We start from the raw sequence: 19,716 nt of genomic DNA, 5'->3' as shown, positions 1-19,716 counted from the left end.
GCCCCAAATAACGGCCAGTGTGGCATACATCCTCTTGTGAACTCATCAAGAACGGTAACGACGGTGTCATGAAATCAGGAGATATCACTTTGGTTACACAACGTCATGGGCGTTCAGGATTGATCGTCCCTGACCACTCAGCAGAGAACAAAGCATCAACGTCAGTCACCACGGTGATACCCGTGCCGTGCGTGATCGATAGATGTGAGAGGTTGTCTGTGCCGAAAACAACAGGCCCCGCCAGGCGGGGCTTGTGACATATCAGAACAGGTGCCACTTCAGTTGGCGCGACAGACAAAGAAGTTACAGTGTCACCGAGGCGAAGGTGGGTTCTCCCCGGGCCATATCCAGCTGGATACTCATCACCAGATCCGGCATGACCGGCGTCTCGATCATCGGCCTTGTACTGGTGCGTCCACAACGGTCGTCCCGCGGCGGTACCCCGAAGTTTTCCCGGTAACATTTGCTGAAATGAGGTGTCGACACAAAACCGCAGGCGGTGGCGATGTCGATGATCGAAAACGAGGTCTGACGCAACAGCTGCCGGGCCCGCTTCAGTCGCAGGTTGAGATAATAGCGGGAAGGCGAACATTTGACATGACGCTGGAACAGCCGTTCGACCTGGCGCCGGGACAGTCCCACATAACAGGCCAGTTCGTCCAGGGTGATCGGTTCTTCCAGGTTGGCTTCCATCAGCGCCACCACCTCGGCCAGCTTGGGCTGGGCCGTGCCCACCGTATGGCGCAACGGCACCCGCTGCTCTTCCTGTCCCTCGCGGATGCGTTCGCACAAAAACATGTCGCAGATGGCGGTGCTCAGGGCGCTGGAATGCTCTTTCTCGATCAGGTGCAGCATCATGTCCATCGGCACGGTGCCGCCACTGCTGGTCAGCCGATCCCGATCGATGCAATAGAGGGCGCTGCTGGTTTCCAGCTGCGGGAAGGCTTCCTTGAACGAGGCCATGTATTCCCAGTGCAGGGTACAGCGATAGCCGGTCAGCACACCGGCATCGGCCAGCAGATAACTGCCGGTACAGACGGCACCGAGTTTGACCCGACGCTTGGCCAGCTGCTGCAACCAGGCGCGCAGATTGCGGCTGCGGGCGTTGACCACCCCGACCCCGCCACAGAGGATCATCATGTCCAGATGACCGCAGTCCTGAATGCTGTGATCCGGGGTCACCAGGATATGGTCACTGGCCCGCACCGGCGCACCGGTCTCGGTCAGCATCACCCATTCATAGAGGGGCTGCCCCGACAGTTGATTGGCCATGCGCAAGGGCTCGATGGCAGAAGCAAGGGAAATCATGGTGAAGTTGTCCACCAGTAGAAAACCGACCCGTTGTGTTTGACTCATTGCGCTTACTCCTGGCCCCTGTACTGTCGCATCCGGGACCCTGTTAATACGGTGGCGATTAAATAACCCCAGCGAAGCATTTGAATTACAAATACTCACATTTGCGAAACATATACCACAAAGCGGGATTTCTGAAACCAGATGATTGCTGATTTTTTAGCGCCCGGTGATAACTTGTGACCAACCTATAATAATTGCATCGTTATGCACGCCCTCAAAGACTCGGTTGTCGCCGTCTTGCCCCGGCAAACGCATGAGGGCACAACCGTTTTTCTTATCTTCACCGGCAAGAGATGGCAAGATACGTGCCACTTTTCTACGCCCGAAAAAAGATGAAAAACCCTCGTCAAACGGCTGCTTGACGAGGTTTTTCGGTAAAAAATCGTTACTCATCACGAACAAGCTCGGCCAAACGGCCTATACGGGGCCAAAACGGGGCAAAGCTGCCCCAAAAGAAGGCAGGCGGGGATTACTCCCCGTCCCTCCTACAGGACCGTTCGTAAAGCCCCTGGGTTGAGGTTCTCTCTGGTGTGCTTACCTGCAACTCTGAATCAAGCTGGCAGCTACTATCATGCAGGCTCAGCCCGCAGCGAAATTTCGCCCTCAACCTGATGCGGGTGACCGGGAATGTTCTCCAGATTCCCGTCTGCACCGACCTGAGTCAGGAAATACAGATGTTGCTGGTATTCATTCAGCACATCGTGCACCACCTGCAGCCGCGTATAGCCGTTGAGATCCTGCCCCACGCTGCCGTCGGCCAAATGAACATCCAGGCACAGATAGTAATCATCGTCCGCCGGCAAAAAACTCGGTGGCTGCATGCGCCGGGTACGGATCTCATAGACAAAGCTGGGGGCACCATCAAAGTCCACCCGCAGCATGGGGCATGCCAGCTGGGTCCCCTCCAGTTGCCGCTCGGTGAGGCTGGCCTTCTGGCCCCGCAACCTCAGCTCCTCGGCCAGCTCGGTCAGAGCCGGGTGAATGGCATGGCGTATGGTGGCTTCTGCCCGGTCATGGGTGCCCGCATCCAGGGTGCGATCGAGTCGCTCACGCCAGTCGAGCGCGGCACCATTGCCGGTCACCACCTGCTGGCGCGCCTCCAGCTTGCCGGCCTCGATCTTCAGCGAACGGTACATGCCGATCATACTCAGGAGGATGATCGCCGAAAACGGCAGGGCGGTGATCACCACCGCACTCTGCAGGGTTCTGAAACCACCAACCATCAGCAGGACTATGGTGATAAGGCCAATCAGCACCGACCAGAAGATGCGCAGGCGAACCGGCGCATCATGGTTCACATCGCGCAAGATATAGGTGAAGTTGGACAACACCAGCGCACCGGAGTCGGCCGAGGTCACGAAGAAAATGATGCTCAGCAAAACCACCACGCTGGCGGTGAGGCCGACCCAGGGCAGCTGCTCGAGCAAGGTATAGATGGTCGCCTGCGGCATATTGACGGCCTGTTCGCCCAGTATCACCAGTCCCTGCTCCACCAGGCTGATACCACTGTTGCCCAGCACGGAAATCATCACCATCACGAAGATCAGCGGGATGAACAGGCGCCGGCAACAAACTCACGAATGGTGCGACCGCGTGAAATACGCGCCAAAAACAGACCGACAAAGGGGGCCCAGGCAACCCAGAAGCCCCAGAAAAACACGGTCCAGCCGCTGAACCAGCCCTGGGCCTCGGGGTTGTAGGCATAGGTATCGAAGCTCTTGCCAACAAGAGCCGCCAGGTAGTCTCCTGTGTTCATCACTAAGGCATTAAGCAACATCAGGGTGTCTCCCTGCAGCAGCACGAACAGCACCACGGCAGCCACCATCAGCAGGTTGAATTCCGACAGCCGGCGAATGCCCTTGTTGACCCCGCTCACTACCGACAGAGTCGCCAGGGTCACCACCAGCAGGATGAGCATCACTTGCGTCGTCAGCCCTTCCGGCACGTCGAACAGATAGGCCAGACCGTAGTTCATCTGCATCACGCCGATGCCCAAGGCGGTGGCAATGCCGAAGACGGTGGCCACCACCGAGGCAATGTCCACTACGTCACCGATCGGTCCGTAGATACGCTTGCCCAACAACGGATAGAGGGTAGAACGAATGGCCAGCGGCAACCGGTGGCGGTAACTGAAATAGGCCAGCGCCATGCCCATCACCACAAACACACCCCAGCCCGAAATGCCCCAGTGCATAAAGGTCTGCACAATGGCACGACGCTTTGCATCGACATCGCTCCCGACGCCGACAGGCGGCGTCAGGTAATGGGTCAGCGGCTCGGACACCACAAAGAACAGGATGGCCCCGCCGATCCCGGCCGCAAACAGCATGGCCGACCAGGACAGCAGCGAAAACTCCGGTCGCGAGTGATCCGGGCCCAGGCGGATCTTGCCGAAACGCGAGACGCCAACTATACCCGCGAATACCAGGTAGGAGATGATCACCAACATGTAGTACCAGCCAAAGGTCTGGCCAATCCAGTCCAGCCCGGCATTGAAAAACGCCGTGGCATGGTCGGTAAAGACGATCGCGTAGATCAGAAATATCAGTATGCCTACCACCGAGCCGTGGAAGACCGCCGTGTTAAGGCGGCCACCCTGCCCGTTGTCACTCACTTGCTGTGTCATGGAGAATCCCTCTCATAGTGTGATTACGGTGAACCTGTCACTTTCCAACACGCCGGCTCGCCGCAGACGAGACAACACGTCACCCTTGGTTCCGGACAGGTAGAGCCTTCCTCCCCTGTCCCGGCAAATGCCGGCCTGCCGCTGCAGCAGATGCAGACCGCTGATATCGATGAAATTGATGCCCTCCGCCAGGATCACCAGGTTGGGCCTGTCATGCCCTTCGAGCCGCCGGGCAATCCCGTCGCAGGCACCGAAGTACAGGGAGCCGTCGATCCTGACCACAGAGCAGTTGTGTTCTTCCACTGCCTGCCGGATTGCTTCGGGCGCCTGGGCCAGCTCGCAGGCCACCACCGGCGGCCGCATGGTACGCAGCAGATAGAAGGCAAACGACGCCAGCACCCCGAAATAAATGGCAAACTCCAGCGCCAGCAGCAGGGTGCAGGCGAAGGTGATCAGCAGCACAGTGGTCTCGGCACGGCTGACCGTCAGCGCCTCGCGGATGCTGTGTCGATCGACCAGGTTGGCAGCGACCAGCAGCAGCATGCCGGCCATGGCTGGCATGGGCATATGGTGCAGCAGTGGAGCCGCCAGCAGCACCAGGGGCACCAGAAACAGCGCGGCCATCACCGCGGCCAGCGGGGACTGTGCCCCGGCGCTGGCATTGAGGCCCGAGCGGGTAAAGGAACCGGATGAAACATAACCAGAAAAGAAGGCGCCCCCCAGGTTGGAGAGCCCCTGGCCGATAAATTCCTGATCACTGTTCAGTCGCTGGCCCGTACGGGCCGCCATGGCCCGCGAAATGGCGGCGGCTTCGACCAGTCCCAGCAGTCCCAGAGCGATGGCGCCGGGGATCAGCAGGCGCAGGATATCGAGGGAAAAGATCGGGGTCGACAGCGGAGGCAGGCCTGCCGGTACGGCGGAGATACGCTGGATATCAAGACCCTGCGGATCGAGCCAGGCCGCCAGAATCGACGCCCCCGCCAGTGCCAGCAGCATGCCGGGCCAGCGGGGCAGCCAGCGCCGGAACGCCAGGCAGACCGCCAGGGTAAACCCGGCGATCAGCACGGCAGACGGGCGGATATCGTCCAGCCGTTCCAGCAACGCCGGCCAGAGCTCGAGGAAACCACTGCTTTCCAGTGGCCCCAGCCCCAGCGCATAGGGAAGCTGACTGGTGGCGATGATCAGCGCCGCCCCGGCGGTAAAGCCGGTCACCACCGCATGGGACACGAGATTGACCAGCCCCCCCAACCTCGCCAGGCCCAGCAGCAGCTGGAACAGCCCGGTAAGAAACGTCAGGGTCAGCACCAGCGCAACGAATTCAGCGGACCCCGCTTCGGCCAGGGGCTGCAGGGTGGCAAACAGCGCGATTGACAGCGCCGCCGTCGGCCCGCTGACCATCTGCCGTGAAGAACCGAACAGGGCCGCCAGTATGGTGGGGATGATGGCAGTATACAGGCCGTACTCGGGGGGCAGCCCGGCCAGCAAGGCATAGGCCACTCCCTGAGGCACCACCAGTACCGCCCCGGTCATCCCGGCGAGCACATCCGCTCGCAACGAGCGAGTGCTTTGCTGCGGCAGCCAGCTCATAAAAGGTATCAGGCACTGCAACAGTGCCGGATACCGCTGGACCTTGGCCTGGTTCATCATTATTCCGACGGTTCGGCAACCACAGGGAAGCGCGCCCGCCGCTCGAGATCATCGAGGTCGATGGTATTACGCATGAACTGGGTGCTGGCATCGAACACCGGCTGATGATCCCAGGCGGTGACCTTACCGGTGCTCAGGGCCCGGGATACCAGCCGACGCCGACGCTGGCTGGCAATCACCTCTCCATGCAGCTGCTCATAGTTCCAGCGGCTGGCGACCTCGTCGCGAAACTGCTGGCATCGCTCCTCATGGGCCGGGTCCAACGCCAGGTTATTGAGCTCCAGCGGATCGGCCTCGAGATCGAACAGCTGGTCGGGATCGGGCGCCGAATGAACAAACTTGTAGCGTCCGCGACGGATCATCAGCAGCGGTGCTATGGCCCCCTCGCCCAGGTATTCGCCGATCACTTCGTCGTGTCCGCCGGTGCCGGTCAGGTGCGGCAGCAAGCTGCGACCGTCGAGGGACGCGGCATAGTCGGGTGCGGTGTTGTAATTCGCCAGCTCGGCGAAGGTGGGCAGCAAATCCATGGTCGACACCGATTCGCTGACCCGTTTCGGCGCAAACCGGCCCGGCGCGTGAACGATCATGGGGACCCGGGCCGAGCCTTCGAACCAGCTCATCTTGTACCAGAGGCCCCGCTCGCCGAGCATGTCGCCGTGATCGCCCGAGAACACGATGATGGTGTCTTCGTCCAGCCCGGTTTCTTTCAGTACCTTGAGCACGGCGCCAATCTGGTCGTCCACATAGCTGATGGCCCCGTAGTAGGCATGGCGCGCGTTGCGGATCTGGGCCTCGGTGAGGGTATGCTCGTCCAGCTGATAGACATAGCGCAGCCGTCGGGAATGGGGATCCGCCGTCTCCTGGGAGAAGGGCACCCTGGGCATGTCGATGTCGTCGTGGTTGTAGCGATCCCAGTATTGCTGAGGGATGGTGTAGGGGTCGTGCGGGTGGGTCATCGACACCGTCAGGCAGAACGGCCGCTGCTCACCATTACGCACGTAGTCATAGAGGAAGCGCTGGGCCCGGAAGCTGACCTCGTCATCGAAATCCAGCTGATTGGAGCGCACGCAGGGACCGGCCTGAGTCACCGAGGACATATTGTGGTAGTAGCTGGGGCGAGTGTCAAAGTCCTCCCAGTTGACGAACCAACCATAGTCGGCCGGATAGATATCGGTGGTGAGCCGCTCCTCGAAGCCATGCAGCTGATCGGGGCCGCAGAAGTGCATCTTGCCGGACAGGGCCGTGTAGTAACCGGCATCGCGCAGATAATGGGCGAAGGTCGGGATATCGGCGGGAAAATCGGCCGCATTGTCGTAGCCACCGATCCGCGACGGCAGCTGACCGGACATCAGGGTGAAGCGCGACGGTGCACACAACGGGCTGTTGCAGTAGGCCGAATCAAACACCACACCTTCATCCGCCAGGCGGGACAGGTGTGGCGTCTTGACCAGTGGGTGACCGTAGAAGGGTAGCGACGACACGGCCATCTGATCGGCCATAAGGAACAGGATATTGGGCTGCTTGGCAGTCATGAACGGGCTCTCCCTGAGTAGTTGATACGGCCGGAACTCGGCTCTGCAACCAGTCTCCCAGCCAACCCCACAGGCTGTAAACTCGTTAAATTTTTATGTATCGCATTAACTCAGCTAATGCCGCTGCAAGGCAGGATCATGTCGCAAGGTGATATTCCTGCTAGACTCGGGCGCTATATACTGATCAACTTGTCCTGCGGGGGTATCTGCTGAGCTAATGTCGTTACTGAACAGAACAGTGTCACCCAACAGCCTGCGGGTATTCGAGACCGCGGCCCGGCTGCTCAGTTTCACCGCCGCGGCGCGGGAGCTGCGCTCGACCCAGTCGGCGGTCAGCCAGCAGATCCGTTCTCTGGAGCAGCAGCTGGGCCTGCCGCTGTTCGAACGTATCTATCGTGGCGTCAGGCTGACCGACGCCGGCCAGGCACTGTTTGTCAGCGTACAGGACGGCTTCGCCACCATCGAACACACCCTGGAGCGCCTCCAGCAACAGCAGCAGCATCCGCGGGTCAATATCCTGACCGATTTCTCATTTGCGGCCTACTGGTTGATGCCGAGACTGCCGCAGTTTCGCCGGCTGCATCCACAGATCGACGTGCGCATCATGACCAACCAGGGCGTGTTCGACTGGCGGGACAAGGAGGTCGATGTGGCCATCGTGTTCTGCGACGAACGCACCCTGACCACGGTGCCGCGGCTGTTCCACGAAGAAGTGTTTCCGGTCTGCAGCCCGGCCTTCCTGCAGCAGCACGGGCCCATCGATGGTCTTGCCCGGCTCGCCGATCTCCCCTTACTGACCCTGACCGCCGATCAGGGCCAGAGCTGGATGGACTGGCCCGGCTACTTCCAGCAACGCGCAGGTATCAACTATTTGCAATCCCCGGAGCTGACGTTCAACAACTATACCCTGCTGTTACAGGCGGTGATCGCCGGTCAGGGCATCGGCATGGGCTGGGGGGGACTGGTCGACAGCCTGCTGGACAGCGGCATCCTGATCGCCCTGGACACACAGCCGCTCCGCTCTCAACGGGGCTATGGCCTGATCGATGCCCACCCCAAGGTATCCAGCGACGCCAAGCGACTCCTGCTGCAATGGGTGCTGGACTGCACGGCACAACAAGTTGATAGCCAATAAATGGCTCCGTAATCGGAAATGTTTCCGATGGTTGGACGTCCCAACCATTTCCTACTGAAAAACGCACATTAAAAAGGGGCTTTCGCCCCTGTTATGGTCCGACGTTGGTGTCAGGACCCCACCCTGCCTTTACTCTTCGGTCTGGCCGTAGTGAGGAGAACGCGGGCCGTAGAGGATGCCATTGGGTTGCCCTGCCGACAGCAGGCGCATGCTGGTGATGCCCGCAACTTGGTGGCCCCGGTCGTTCAGGGTATTGGCTATCTGGGTGATCACCGCCTGCACCAGCAGACCAACCAAGTCGCCTCCGCCGCTGCCGTCCTGCTCATTGCTGGAGGCGGTGGCGGTGCCCGACCACAACTGCTCGCCGGTTTTTAAATCCACCAGCCGGGCCTGGGCGGTTACCCGGGTATCGCTGCTGATCACCATATAGGTGGTGCCATACTCGGTAATATCGAGATAGAGGGCGGCATCGGCGCCAAAGATCTCCTGCAGTTTGGCGAGCGGCACGCCCTGAATTTCTTCCGGGTTGACCAGGCCGTTCTGGCGGAAGGTTTCATCCACCACCGCCACCGGCAGCACGTAGTAGCCCGACTCCGCCAGCGGGTAGGTCACCTGCGACAACAGGCTGTAGCTGGCCTTGATGTCGGGCGACTGATTGACCGGCGGCAGCACCAGTATCGACCTGGGATTGCTCTGCCTGAAGGCGCTGTAATTATAGGGCTCGGGAGTCACGCAGCCGGCAAGCAGGGTTGCCAGCGCCACACCGGCCAGTTTAGTCATCGGCATCATTGCACCTGCTCCTTATTCTGCTTCAGCAGAAAATCCATAAACGGGGCCGACTCGGGGAACAGGGTCTTTTCCAGGGCAAACTGGGCAAGGGCATCGTCTTCCCGTCCGTTATTGGCATACAGCAGGCCCAGATGGGCATGCAGGCCTGGCGGCACGCTCACACCCCGGGAACGGGCCTTTTCGATGCTTTCTTCCAGCGCCGCCATCTGCTCTTCGGGCCCGCTCTGGTCATCCTGGTAATACTGGTAGACAACGGGCTGATAGCTGTCCCATTGATAAAGGCTGGTGGGGCCGCTGCAGCCCGCCAGCAGGCCGACCACCAGCAGCAATGCACTGGTCTTGTTGATAAAGGTCATGCTTGCTCCCGGCTTATTGAGCAGGGCGCCAGGCGCCGCTGTCGATACCGGCCACCAGGTTGTTGACCGCCTCGCGCATGGCCAGATCCAGCACCTTGCCGTTCAGGGTCGAGTCATAGCTGGCGGTACCGCCAAAGCCGATGATTTCCCGGTTGGACAGCTGATACTCCCCTGCCCCCTGGGCGGAAAAAACCACTTCGGAGGTCTGCACATTGACCACATTGAGGTGGACCTTGGCATAGGCGACCTGCGACTTGCCCCGGCCGAGGATGCCGAACAGCTGATGATCGCCGACCGTCTTGCGGCCAAATTCGGTGACATCGCCGGTCACCACATAGTCGGCGCCCTTCAGCGTTTGCCCCTGCCCGCTGATGCCGGCCTCGGCCTGGAGTTCCGCCATATTGGTGCGATCCAGCACATTGAAGCGGTTGCTCTGCTGCAGATGGGTGACCAGGGTGGTCTTGGCCTGGTTGCCCAGACGATCGACCCCGTCGGAAAAGATACCGCGCTGGTAGCTGGAACGGTTGTCGAACTTGCCCACCGCAATCGGGCTGCGCGGACCATGATACTGGCTGCCGTAACTGGCGACCCGTTCCACTTCCAGTGAACGGGAGGTTTCGGTGGCACAGCCGCCGAGCAGGGCCACGGACACCAGGGTTGAACAGATTATCTTTGTTTTTTTCATTATGGTGACTCTCTTCAGTTCAATAGCGATTCAATTGGTAACACAGAAGTGCCCATCATAGCTGCTATCCGCCTGCGTGAGTAATGGCTAACCAGCGACGCATCCCGAATTGATGCACTGCGGGCAAGCTCTCCCTCCGGCCCGGTTTACCCGAGGGGCGGAACAGAGGATGCCAGCAGGGTATCAAAGAGTGCCCGGGCGGCCACGGACAGCTCGTGTTCCGCCCTGGTCAGTATGCCCACGGGCCGCTCGATCACCGGGTCATGCAGCGGCAGGCAGCGGGCGCCCAGCTCATGCATCTGGCCGATACACAGCGCCGGCACCACGCTGACCCCCAGGCCACAGCCCACCATCCGGCCCACGGTGGCGAGTTGATGGCTTTCAAACGCCACCGGCAAGATCAGATCCCGGTCCCGCAAGTGTTGTTCAAGCATCAGCCGCACCGCCGACGGCCGCTGCAACGCAATAAACGGCTGTTCCAGCAGTTGCCGCCAGTTCAGCGCCTCCTGTTCGGCCAGGGCCGAGTCTGCCGGAACCACGGCAACAAAACGATCCAGGTAAAGCGGCGTAAACTGCAGCTTGGTAGAGGGCGCGGGTTCGAAGGCGATGCCCAGTTCAACGTATCCATCCAACACCATTTCGATGACCTGCTCGTTGATCACGTCGTTGACGGTCACGTTGATCTTGGGATAACGGCCACGAAAGTCCCGCAACAACGGCGGCAGCAGGTTGCCGGCAAAGGACGGCATGGCCGCCAGGGCCACCTGCCCCTGCTGCAGGGTAAAGCGATTGCGCAGTACGTCCTCGATGTTATCCCATTCCGCGATCAACCGCCGCGCCAACGGCAGCAACGCCTCGCCTTCCGGGGTCAGGCGCACATGGCGGGTGGTGCGACTGAACAGCCGTCCCCCCAGGCTGTCTTCCAGCGCCTTGATGGTCAGGCTCAGTGCCGACTGGGACAGATGCACCCGTTCACAGGCTTGGGCAAAGTTCAGGGTTTGCGCCACGGCGATAAAGGCGCGCAGTTGTTTTGCCGTCATTGAATCGATGACCTCCGGATCCACTGGTCGCAGGGAGATAGCTCCCCGCACCCAGATACATTGTTTTAATAAACCAATTAATCAATGACAAAAACAAACTTAACTAATAAGTAACCCACACCGATACTCTTTTACAACAATCAAGTGTCAGTTAGTACACAAAAAGAGGAAATGGTATGGCTGGTTTCGATAAACGAGTGAGTTCCTACGCTGAAGCCCTCGCAGGCCTCGAAGATGGCATGACCCTGCTGGCCGGTGGTTTTGGCCTGTGCGGTATCCCCGAAAACCTGATCGCCGAGGTCAAGCGCAAGGGCACCCGGGATCTGACCGTGGTATCCAACAACTGCGGCATCGACGGCTTTGGTCTGGGGCTGCTGCTCGAAGACCGCCAAATCCGCAAGATGGTCGCCTCCTACGTGGGCGAAAACGCCCTGTTCGAACAGCTGCTGCTCAGCGGCGAGCTGGAAGTGGAGCTGACCCCCCAGGGCACCCTGGCCGAAAAGCTGCGTGCCGGCGGCGCCGGTATTCCCGCCTTTTATACCGCTACCGGCTACGGCACCACCATTGCCGAGGGCAAGGAAGTGCGCGAATTCAACGGCCGTCCTCATATCCTGGAGCCGTCCATCACCGGCGATTTTGCCATCGTCAAGGGCTGGAAGGCCGACCATTTCGGCAACGTGGTCTACCGCCATACCGCCCAGAACTTCAACCCGCTGGCGGCCACCGCCGGCCGGATAACCGTGGTCGAGGTCGAGGAAATCGTCGAGCCCGGGGAGCTGGAGCCAAGCCAGATCCATACCCCCGGCATCTACGTCAACCGCATCATCTGCGGCCAGTTCGAGAAGCGTATCGAAAAGCGCACCCTGCGCGACTGAGCCTGCGGGCCCCTTACCCCTATCCATTGAATCAGTACAAGAGGCAATAACATGGCACTTTCCCGCGAACAAATGGCCCAGCGCGTCGCCCGCGAACTGCAGGACGGCTTCTACGTCAACCTGGGCATCGGCATTCCCACCATGGTGGCCAACTATGTCCCGGACGGTATCGAAGTCATGCTCCAGTCCGAAAACGGCCTGCTCGGCATGGGCGCCTTTCCTACCGAGGAAGAGCTGGACGCCGACATGATCAACGCCGGCAAGCAGACGGTCACCACCCGCGTCGGCGCCTCCATTTTCAACTCGGCTGAGTCCTTCGCCATGATCCGCGGCGGCCATGTGGATCTGACCGTGCTCGGCGCCTTCGAAGTGGACGTCAACGGCAATATTGCGTCCTGGATGATCCCGGGCAAACTGGTCAAGGGCATGGGCGGCGCCATGGATCTGGTGGCCGGTGCCGACAACATCATCGTCACCATGACCCACGCTTCCAAACATGGCGAGTCCAAGCTGCTGCCGCACTGTTCACTGCCGCTGACCGGCGCCGGCTGCATCAAGCGGGTGCTCACCGACCTCGCCTATCTGGAGATCGAAAACGGCGCCTTTATCCTCAAGGAACGGGCCCCGGGGGTCAGTGTCGAGGAGATCAAGGCCAAGACCGCCGGCAAGTTGATCGTGCCCGACCATGTCCCCGAAATGACCTTCGCCGACTGAGTTATCCAAGGAGAACACCATGCAGGATGTTGTTATCGTTGCCGCCACCCGTACCCCTATCGGCAGTTTTCAGGGCAGCCTGGCCGGGCTCCCCGCCCATCAGCTGGGCGCCACCGTGATCCGCCACCTTATCGAACAGACCGGCGTGAAGCCGGCAGAGGTGGATGAAGTCATTCTCGGTCAGGTGCTGAGCGCCGGCGCCGGTCAGAACCCGGCCCGGCAGGCGGCCATCGCCGCCGGCCTGCCGGTCACGGTACCGGCCATGACCCTGAACAAGGTCTGCGGCTCCGGCCTCAAGGCGCTGCAACTGGCCACCCAGGCCATTCGCTGCGGCGATGCCGACATTGTCATCGCCGGCGGCCAGGAAAACATGAGCCTGGCCCCCTATGTATTGCCCAAGGCCAGAACCGGTCTGCGCATGGGCCATGCCGAACTGGTCGACAGCATGATCCAGGACGGCCTGTGGGATGCCTTCAACGACATCCACATGGGGATCACCGCCGAGAACCTGGTGGATAAATACCAGATGAGCCGGGAGCAGCAGGATGCCTTTGCCGCCGACTCGCAGCAAAAGGCCATGGCTGCCATCGAAGCGGGCCGTTTCCGCCAGGAAATCTGTCCGGTTGCCATTCCCCAGCGCAAGGGCGAGCCGTTGATCTTCGATACCGACGAGCAGCCGCGCCCCGACATCACGCCGGCGTCACTGGCCAAACTGAGGCCCGCCTTTCGCAAAGACGGCAGCGTGACCGCCGGCAATGCCTCCAGCCTGAATGACGGTGCCGCCGCCGTGCTGCTGATGAGCGCCACACGCGCCCAGGCGTTGGGCCTGCCGGTACTGGCCCGCGTCAGTGCCTGTGCCAGCGCCGGCGTGGACCCGACCATCATGGGTATAGGGCCGGTGTCCGCCACCCGCCGCTGCCTTGAAAAAGCCGGCTGGAGCCTGGAACAACTGGATTTGATTGAAGCCAATGAAGCCTTCGCCGCCCAGGCGCTGGCGGTGGGCCAGGAGCTCGGCTGGGATCCGGAAAAGGTCAACGTCAACGGCGGTGCCATCGCCCTCGGCCATCCCATCGGCGCCTCCGGCTGCCGGGTACTGGTGAGCCTGGTGCATGAACTCGTTCGCCGCGATGCCAAGCGAGGGCTGGCCACCCTGTGCATCGGTGGCGGCCAGGGCGTGGCCATGGCCATAGAACGGCCCTGAACCCTTGCCCGGATCTGGTTCCGGCAAGGGACCCCGGGCAAACAACACCAGACAGAGCAAATAATACAGACAAGAAAATGCCCCGGAACGGGGCATTTCGATATTCGGATTGAGGCAACGAGGCGGCCCGATAACGGGCCGCCGGTTCGGCAGGTTACGACGCCGGTGGTGTCTTTACCTCGATAGCCGGGGCGAGAACGCTCCCCACCGGCACCTCTTCGTGCAGGGCGCGGTACAGGCCCCACATCATCACCAGCATGACAAACGAGAACGGGAAGGCGGCGATAATGGCCGCGGTCTGCAGCGCCTTGAGGCCGCCGGCGAGCATCAGGATGGCCGCCACCGCCGCCACCGCCATACTCCACAGCACCCGCTGACTGCGCGGCGGATGTTCATTGCCCAGCGACAGTATGGTGGTCACCACCAGGGTGCCGGAGTCGGCGGAGGTAATGAAATAGAGCGCTACCAGCAGAGTCGACAATATCGCGGCCAGGGTGCCCATGACACCACCATCCAGCAGTTCCAGGGTCGCATACAGCGCCGTGGTGACGTTTTCGCCCACCGCGGTGACGATACCGGCCTGACCGACGGCCGCTACCGCTTCTCCGGCGGCATTGGTCACCGTATGGGTCAGCTCCAGATACAGGGCAGTACCACCGAACATGGTCAGCCAGAGCATGCCCAGCAGCGTCGGCACCAGCAGTACGCCGCAGATAAACTCGCGGATGGTGCGGCCCTTGGAGATACGGGCGATAAACATGCCCACGAAGGGAGACCAGGACATCCACCAGGCCCAGTAGAATACCGTCCACCAGGACTGCCACTGGCTGTCCTTGCTGGCATCGGTCCAGGTGCTCAAAGACACCACATGGGTCAGATAGTCACCGATACCCTGCACGTAGCTCAACAGCAGATAACGGGTGGGGCCGTAACACAGCAGGAACAGCAGGATGGCGGCGGTAAACCACATGTTGATCACCGACAGCCATTTCACGCCCCGGCCCAGGCCGGACAGCACCGACAGGGTGGCGACCAGCGAGATCACCACGATCAGGATCAGCTGACTGGTGGTGCTGATTTCCATGCCGAACAGATGATTCAGGCCGGTATTGATCTGTGCCACACCCAGACCAAGCGAGGTCGCCACGCCGAAGATGGTGCCGAATACCGCCAGGGTATCCACGGTGTGCCCCATCCAGCCATACATGCGTTTGCCAATCAGCGGATAAAGCGCGGAGCGGATGGTCAGCGGCAATCCTTTACGGTAGGAAAAATAAGCCAGAGACAGGCCCACCACCACATAAATGGCCCAGGGGTGCAGGCCCCAGTGGAAGAAGGTCAGTCGCATGGCGACTTCGGCGGCTTCCGGCGTCATGCCTTCGGTAATGAAGGGGTTACTCTGAAAATGATAAATGGGTTCGGCAATCGACCAGAACACCAGGCCAATGCCCATGCCGGCACTGAACAGCATGGCAAACCAGGAAAACAGACTGTATTCCGGGCGGGAGTCATCGGCTCCCAGGCGCAAAGTGCCAAAACGACTGAAGGCCAGTACCACACAGAACACCAGCATCAACGCCAGAATGGCAATGTAATACCATTTGAAGTTGTTGATGAGATATCCCGATACGCCATCAAACAGGGTGGCAGCGGCATCGGGGAAGAAGGCCCCGCTCACCACAAACAGGGTAACGATAATCATGGAACTGATCGTCGCCGCCGGGCTCATTCCTTTCAAAAGTCCATCTTTGCCTAACATAGGACAAGATCTCCGTCGGGTTAATAAACATCTAACGGCAACGGGGACCTAAGGTCCTGAAGGCCCGCCGCTGGCCGGTGCAGATTTTGCCCATCACGGCAGCGGGCCGTCGTGGTGAGCAAAAACCAACCGCTATAACAACAGCTAAATCCGGAATGGAATGTGCCCGATACGACACCGTTTTATGTCTGTACGTCCTGCCGGCCACCGACTGTCCCCAATACGACATGACAGGCAGTGATCTGTCAGGGGCACCTCGGCATCCCCATCGAAGTCACTCCGGCTCAGGTAAATACCGCCACCTGAGCCGGTGCACTCACCGGGTCAGCCTCCTCCCGGTCAATGCCTGAATCTGGATAAAGCGGTCATATTTCGAACACCAGATCATGCACCACGTCGTTGAACAGATAGCCAGAGTTTCCTTGCTCCCCGCCAGCCAGCGCAAGATGGCTGGCGACGAGGTACTGTCGGCGCGGTTCAGACCACATGGATACATATGACCCCAACAGAAGGGCGTGACCGATTCATTACATAAGGATGTCTTCTGGTTAACATGAAGAATACGAATTTTGTTTTTGTTACGAATTTGTCAACATGAACTCCGCAGAAGATACAACCGCGAAACAAGACCCGAACAAAAGGATTGATTATGTCAAATATCATTAAAAAGACTCCCAAAGTCTATGTTATGGATAATGGGCGTATGACGATGGACAAGAACTTCATGGTCAGCATGCACAATCCGGCGACCATTGACGAGCCGAACAAACCGGCCGAAATGATCGAGTTTCCCATATACACGGTGTTGATCGATCATCCGGATGGAAAGGTCTTGTTTGACACTGCCTGCAGCCCCAATGGCATGGGCGAAAACGGCCGCTGGCCACAAGAGCTTCAAAAAATTCTTCACTTCACGGCTGAAGTAAATGGTCAAGACTGCCATTTGCATAGCCGCCTGGAAGAAATCGGCTTTGATCCGCGCGATATCGACTATGTGGTGGTTTCTCACCTGCACCTTGATCACTCCGGGTGTTTAGAGCTTTTCACCAACGCAAAAATCATCGTGCATCAAAACGAGTTTAACGCAGCGCTGTCAAACTATGCACAAAACAAAAGTGCTGATGGTTTCATCTGGGATGATATCGATGCATGGATTAAAAACGACCTGACCTGGCGCGTGGTGAAAGGTGATGAAGGTGATCTGGACTTGCTCGACGGGATTAAAATCCTGAATCTGGGTAGCGGCCATTCCTTTGGCATGCTCGGATTGCACATTGATCTTCCCGATCATGGCGGCTTGATTCTTGCGTCTGATGCCGTTTATTCCGCAGAAAACTATGGTCCCCCTGCCCGGCTCCCTGCCACCATTTATGATTCGATTGGTTATATGAAAACAATTGAAAAAATAAAGACACTGTCCCACAAGACCGATTCAAAAGTCTGGTTCGGACATGACGGTGATCAGTTCAACACTCTTATCAAATCAACCGATGGTTATTACGAATAAAGGAAGAGTAAAAATGAGCCAGATTATGTTTGTTGAGACATTCCGGATCAAGGTTTATGTCATCGAAGAGTGTGTAGAGAAGGTGCTGAATGCCGTTCAACGGGTAACAAACCTTAAATACGGTAATTATGATGGTGTTTCGTGGTGCTCCCATCCCGGTGTAGAAAGATGTACACCTCGCGAAGGGTCGGATACCTGGGGAGGATCGATCGGCGAACCCTTTTTCATTGGCTCTATTCAGATCGAATTTTCAATCCCGAGGGATAAAGAGCTGCTGTCGAAAGTTGTCGAGATGATTTTCGAAAGCCATCCATGGGACGAGCCGGTCATATCTATATTCGAATCAGTAGAAACAAGAAAGAACGGCGTTATATAAATTTGAGCCCAACTCGATATCGAGTTGGGCTCATCAATAATGCAACAGTATGCGATCAGCTGCCAACTTAAAGGTAGTATTAGCTTACAGTCATCGCCGACTATTGATCATATATAATATATAAGCCCCGATCTGTACGCTAAAAATTAAACACGCATAGGAAAGTAATTTTTTCGTATACTCTGGCGAATTAATCCCAAGTATATAAACAGACCTACATCACATCGACAGTGTGATAGGTCATTGTACTGTTAAATATGCATAGCACTGCCTTTAATTAGCAACTGAACTGGCCTGCAACAATGTGGACGTTACTTACTAATCACAGGAAAAATATGATGATAAGTATGAAGGGAATAAATAACTTTGATAGATCTACTATCATTTCCTCGTTGGTTATTGTGTCATCAATATCAATGTATTTTTTAACCAGCCCTGAACAGGCTATCAAGCTGGCCGGTGACATATTCACCTTGATAGCATATAATTTCGGCACACCAATTCTCTGGTTTTCTTTTGGACTCGTTATCCTAGCTGGCTTTTTTACATTCAGTAAATATGGTCACATCCGTATGGGAAACGAGAGGCCTGACTTCTCCACCTTTTCCTATATCGCCATGATGGCGATGGCTGGATTTGGCTCCGGAACAATCTACTGGGCCTTCCTGGAATGGTCCTACTATATCAAGACGCCGCCATTTACCATTGAAGCAAGTTCGGTTACTGCTATCGAATGGGCAGTAACTTACAGTCTTCATCATTGGGGAGTTATTGGCTGGACCATCTACTGCATCACAGCGATTCCTGTGATGTATTCTTTCTATATCAGGAAGAACCGCTCACTCAAGATCAGCAATGTGGTCAAGGCAATGATCAAGAACCCAACAACAGCCAGAATTATTGGCCGGGTGATCGATATCACATATCCAATTGCACTGACATTTGGGTTGATCATCGTACTGTCGCTTGGGGTCCCCATCGCTTCTGCCGCAGCATCATTGCTTTTTGGTGTTGAAAACACCCTGTTCATGAAAGTATTAATGCTTGGCATTGTTGCTGCAATATTGCTTACCAGCTCTTTCTTTGGCATCGAGAAAGGCATGCAAAAAATAAGCAATTATGGCACCTACTTTGTTATTGCCCTGGTTCTGTGCATCCTGTTTCTGGGACCGACCCAATTCATCATTGAAAACACGAGCTCATCCATTGCTCTTTGGGCACAAAATTTCATCATGATGAGCCTATATACTGATGCGATCAACCAAGCCAAATTTCCTCAGTCCTGGACGGCCTATTTCTGGGCGTACTGGATGATCTTCATCCCGCTGATGTGTGTCTTCGTTACCAAGGTATCAAAAGGCCGGACCATCCGTGAAGTGGTAGTGTGCATGATTGGTGGCGGTACTGCTGGTGTAGTAGCTCTTTTCTCCATTGTGAGTTCATTCATGATGGAAACGGAGCTCGATGGAAAGGTTAACATCAGTAAGATGGTATCCGATGGTCAGGCAAGCGAAGCAATTGTCCAGGCACTCAATACGTTACCACTTTCTTCCGTCATGCTGGTGGTGTTTATTATCTCCACGTTTCTGCTGTTGGTGACGACTCTGGATGGCTCCGTTTTCACCGTTGCCTGTAACACGCAGAAGAAACTGGATGAGAACAACAACCCGTCCACCTTGCTGAAAATGTTCTGGTGCCTGGTGATTGTGGCATTGCCGACCATTTTTATCATTGTTGATGCTCCAGTGCAGTCAATGCAATCGGCAATTCTCATCTTTGCACTGCCGATAATGCTGCTTACTTCCTTTATGTTGTATAAAACCATTGGTTACATGCATGCAGATTACTCGCATCTCCTTGTAACGGAAATTCAGGCCATGCATAAACTCGAGCTTGTCGTCGAGGAAGCTAACAAGACAACAATACCGTCTGAGGAAGTGATAACAGCAAAACAACAGCAGGCCGTGCAATAACCCGCATTGACTGGTTTTGCAACCCATAAAAATCCTCGCTTTTTGCGAGGATTTTTTTACAACTATAAACAGAGCCAATTCAGATACTAATGGCACATTAACTTTTTTAACACAGTTCAATGTGGTATAAATCAGGCTATACTTG

The 19,716-nt window shown here is 57.5% G+C and carries 17 protein-coding genes and 1 pseudogene; 7 read left to right on the top strand and 11 right to left on the bottom strand.

Features of this window, described 5'->3' with window-relative positions; genetic code table 11:
• Nucleotides 1-303 precede the first annotated feature (303 nt).
• From gbdR to betC, 5 genes and pseudogenes are all read right to left on the bottom strand, one after another.
• Nucleotides 304-1,356 carry a choline metabolism transcriptional regulator GbdR gene (gbdR, locus tag BFR47_RS09410; protein WP_071472827.1) on the bottom strand — a complete coding sequence of 351 codons (1,053 nt, stop codon included), beginning with the start codon at nt 1,354-1,356 and terminating at the stop codon, nt 304-306.
• 156 nt (nt 1,357-1,512) lie between these two features.
• Complete coding sequence (locus BFR47_RS17810) at nt 1,513-1,749, bottom strand: hypothetical protein (protein WP_175514089.1); 237 nt, start codon at nt 1,747-1,749, stop codon at nt 1,513-1,515.
• 176 nt (nt 1,750-1,925) lie between these two features.
• A pseudogene (betT, locus tag BFR47_RS18660) lies at nt 1,926-3,982 on the bottom strand (choline BCCT transporter BetT).
• 12 nt (nt 3,983-3,994) lie between these two features.
• On the bottom strand, nt 3,995-5,569 hold the full coding sequence (locus tag BFR47_RS09400; RefSeq protein ID WP_217645504.1) for a SulP family inorganic anion transporter: 1,575 nt from the start codon (nt 5,567-5,569) through the stop codon (nt 3,995-3,997).
• Between the two features lie 59 nt (nt 5,570-5,628).
• Nucleotides 5,629-7,161, bottom strand: a complete 1,533-nt coding sequence (gene betC, locus BFR47_RS09395; RefSeq protein WP_071472825.1) for a choline-sulfatase — start codon at nt 7,159-7,161, stop codon at nt 5,629-5,631.
• A gap of 238 nt (nt 7,162-7,399) precedes the next feature.
• On the opposite strand from betC, the gene BFR47_RS09390 reads away from it, so the two are divergent.
• Nucleotides 7,400-8,296, top strand: coding sequence for a choline sulfate utilization transcriptional regulator (locus BFR47_RS09390; protein WP_217645503.1), 897 nt, complete (start codon nt 7,400-7,402; stop codon nt 8,294-8,296).
• Between the two features lie 129 nt (nt 8,297-8,425).
• On the opposite strand, the gene BFR47_RS09385 is transcribed toward BFR47_RS09390, so the two are convergent.
• The 4 genes from BFR47_RS09385 to BFR47_RS09370 all read right to left on the bottom strand — a co-directional run bounded on the left by BFR47_RS09385 (nt 8,426) and on the right by BFR47_RS09370 (nt 11,166).
• Nucleotides 8,426-9,085, bottom strand: coding sequence for a DUF799 domain-containing protein (locus tag BFR47_RS09385; protein WP_071472823.1), 660 nt, complete (start codon nt 9,083-9,085; stop codon nt 8,426-8,428).
• Entirely contained in the window at nt 9,082-9,441 is a 360-nt protein-coding gene (locus tag BFR47_RS09380) for a DUF4810 domain-containing protein (protein WP_071472822.1), read from the bottom strand. The genes BFR47_RS09385 and BFR47_RS09380 overlap by 4 nt, the downstream gene beginning before the upstream one ends.
• Before the next feature lie 13 nt (nt 9,442-9,454).
• Nucleotides 9,455-10,126, bottom strand: a complete 672-nt coding sequence (locus tag BFR47_RS09375; RefSeq protein ID WP_071472821.1) for a CsgG/HfaB family protein — start codon at nt 10,124-10,126, stop codon at nt 9,455-9,457.
• Between the two features lie 146 nt (nt 10,127-10,272).
• Nucleotides 10,273-11,166: a LysR family transcriptional regulator gene (locus BFR47_RS09370; RefSeq protein ID WP_071472820.1), complete on the bottom strand. Its 894-nt coding sequence runs from the start codon at nt 11,164-11,166 to the stop codon at nt 10,273-10,275.
• Nucleotides 11,167-11,342: 176 nt separating this feature from the next.
• On the opposite strand from BFR47_RS09370, the gene BFR47_RS09365 reads away from it, so the two are divergent.
• From BFR47_RS09365 to BFR47_RS09355, 3 genes are read left to right on the top strand one after another with little or no spacing between them, the layout of a single operon-like run.
• Nucleotides 11,343-12,041: a CoA transferase subunit A gene (locus BFR47_RS09365; protein ID WP_071472819.1), complete on the top strand. Its 699-nt coding sequence runs from the start codon at nt 11,343-11,345 to the stop codon at nt 12,039-12,041.
• Between the two features lie 51 nt (nt 12,042-12,092).
• Nucleotides 12,093-12,755: a CoA transferase subunit B gene (locus tag BFR47_RS09360; protein WP_071472818.1), complete on the top strand. Its 663-nt coding sequence runs from the start codon at nt 12,093-12,095 to the stop codon at nt 12,753-12,755.
• 19 nt (nt 12,756-12,774) lie between these two features.
• Nucleotides 12,775-13,956, top strand: a complete 1,182-nt coding sequence (locus BFR47_RS09355) for an acetyl-CoA C-acetyltransferase (RefSeq protein ID WP_071472817.1) — start codon at nt 12,775-12,777, stop codon at nt 13,954-13,956.
• Between the two features lie 154 nt (nt 13,957-14,110).
• Here the strand turns inward: BFR47_RS09355 and BFR47_RS09350 are convergent, their stop codons facing one another.
• Nucleotides 14,111-15,715, bottom strand: a complete 1,605-nt coding sequence (locus tag BFR47_RS09350) for a BCCT family transporter (RefSeq protein WP_071472816.1) — start codon at nt 15,713-15,715, stop codon at nt 14,111-14,113.
• A gap of 365 nt (nt 15,716-16,080) precedes the next feature.
• Nucleotides 16,081-16,203, bottom strand: a complete 123-nt coding sequence (locus BFR47_RS19120; RefSeq protein ID WP_281245957.1) for a hypothetical protein — start codon at nt 16,201-16,203, stop codon at nt 16,081-16,083.
• A 161-nt stretch (nt 16,204-16,364) separates the two neighbouring features.
• Here BFR47_RS19120 and BFR47_RS09345 point away from each other — a divergent pair, with 161 nt between their 5' ends.
• The 3 genes from BFR47_RS09345 to BFR47_RS09335 all read left to right on the top strand — a co-directional run bounded on the left by BFR47_RS09345 (nt 16,365) and on the right by BFR47_RS09335 (nt 19,571).
• Entirely contained in the window at nt 16,365-17,222 is an 858-nt protein-coding gene (locus tag BFR47_RS09345; RefSeq protein WP_071472815.1) for an N-acyl homoserine lactonase family protein, read from the top strand.
• Between the two features lie 13 nt (nt 17,223-17,235).
• Nucleotides 17,236-17,598, top strand: a complete 363-nt coding sequence (locus BFR47_RS09340) for a YqfO family protein (RefSeq protein WP_071472814.1) — start codon at nt 17,236-17,238, stop codon at nt 17,596-17,598.
• Nucleotides 17,599-17,933: 335 nt separating this feature from the next.
• Entirely contained in the window at nt 17,934-19,571 is a 1,638-nt protein-coding gene (locus tag BFR47_RS09335) for a BCCT family transporter (RefSeq protein WP_175514088.1), read from the top strand.
• Nucleotides 19,572-19,716: the final 145 nt, after the last annotated feature.

The organism is Oceanisphaera psychrotolerans (genome assembly GCF_001870485.1).
Lineage (GTDB): Bacteria > Pseudomonadota > Gammaproteobacteria > Enterobacterales > Aeromonadaceae > Oceanimonas > Oceanimonas psychrotolerans.
This window is presented reverse-complemented; position numbering and strand designations above follow the sequence as displayed.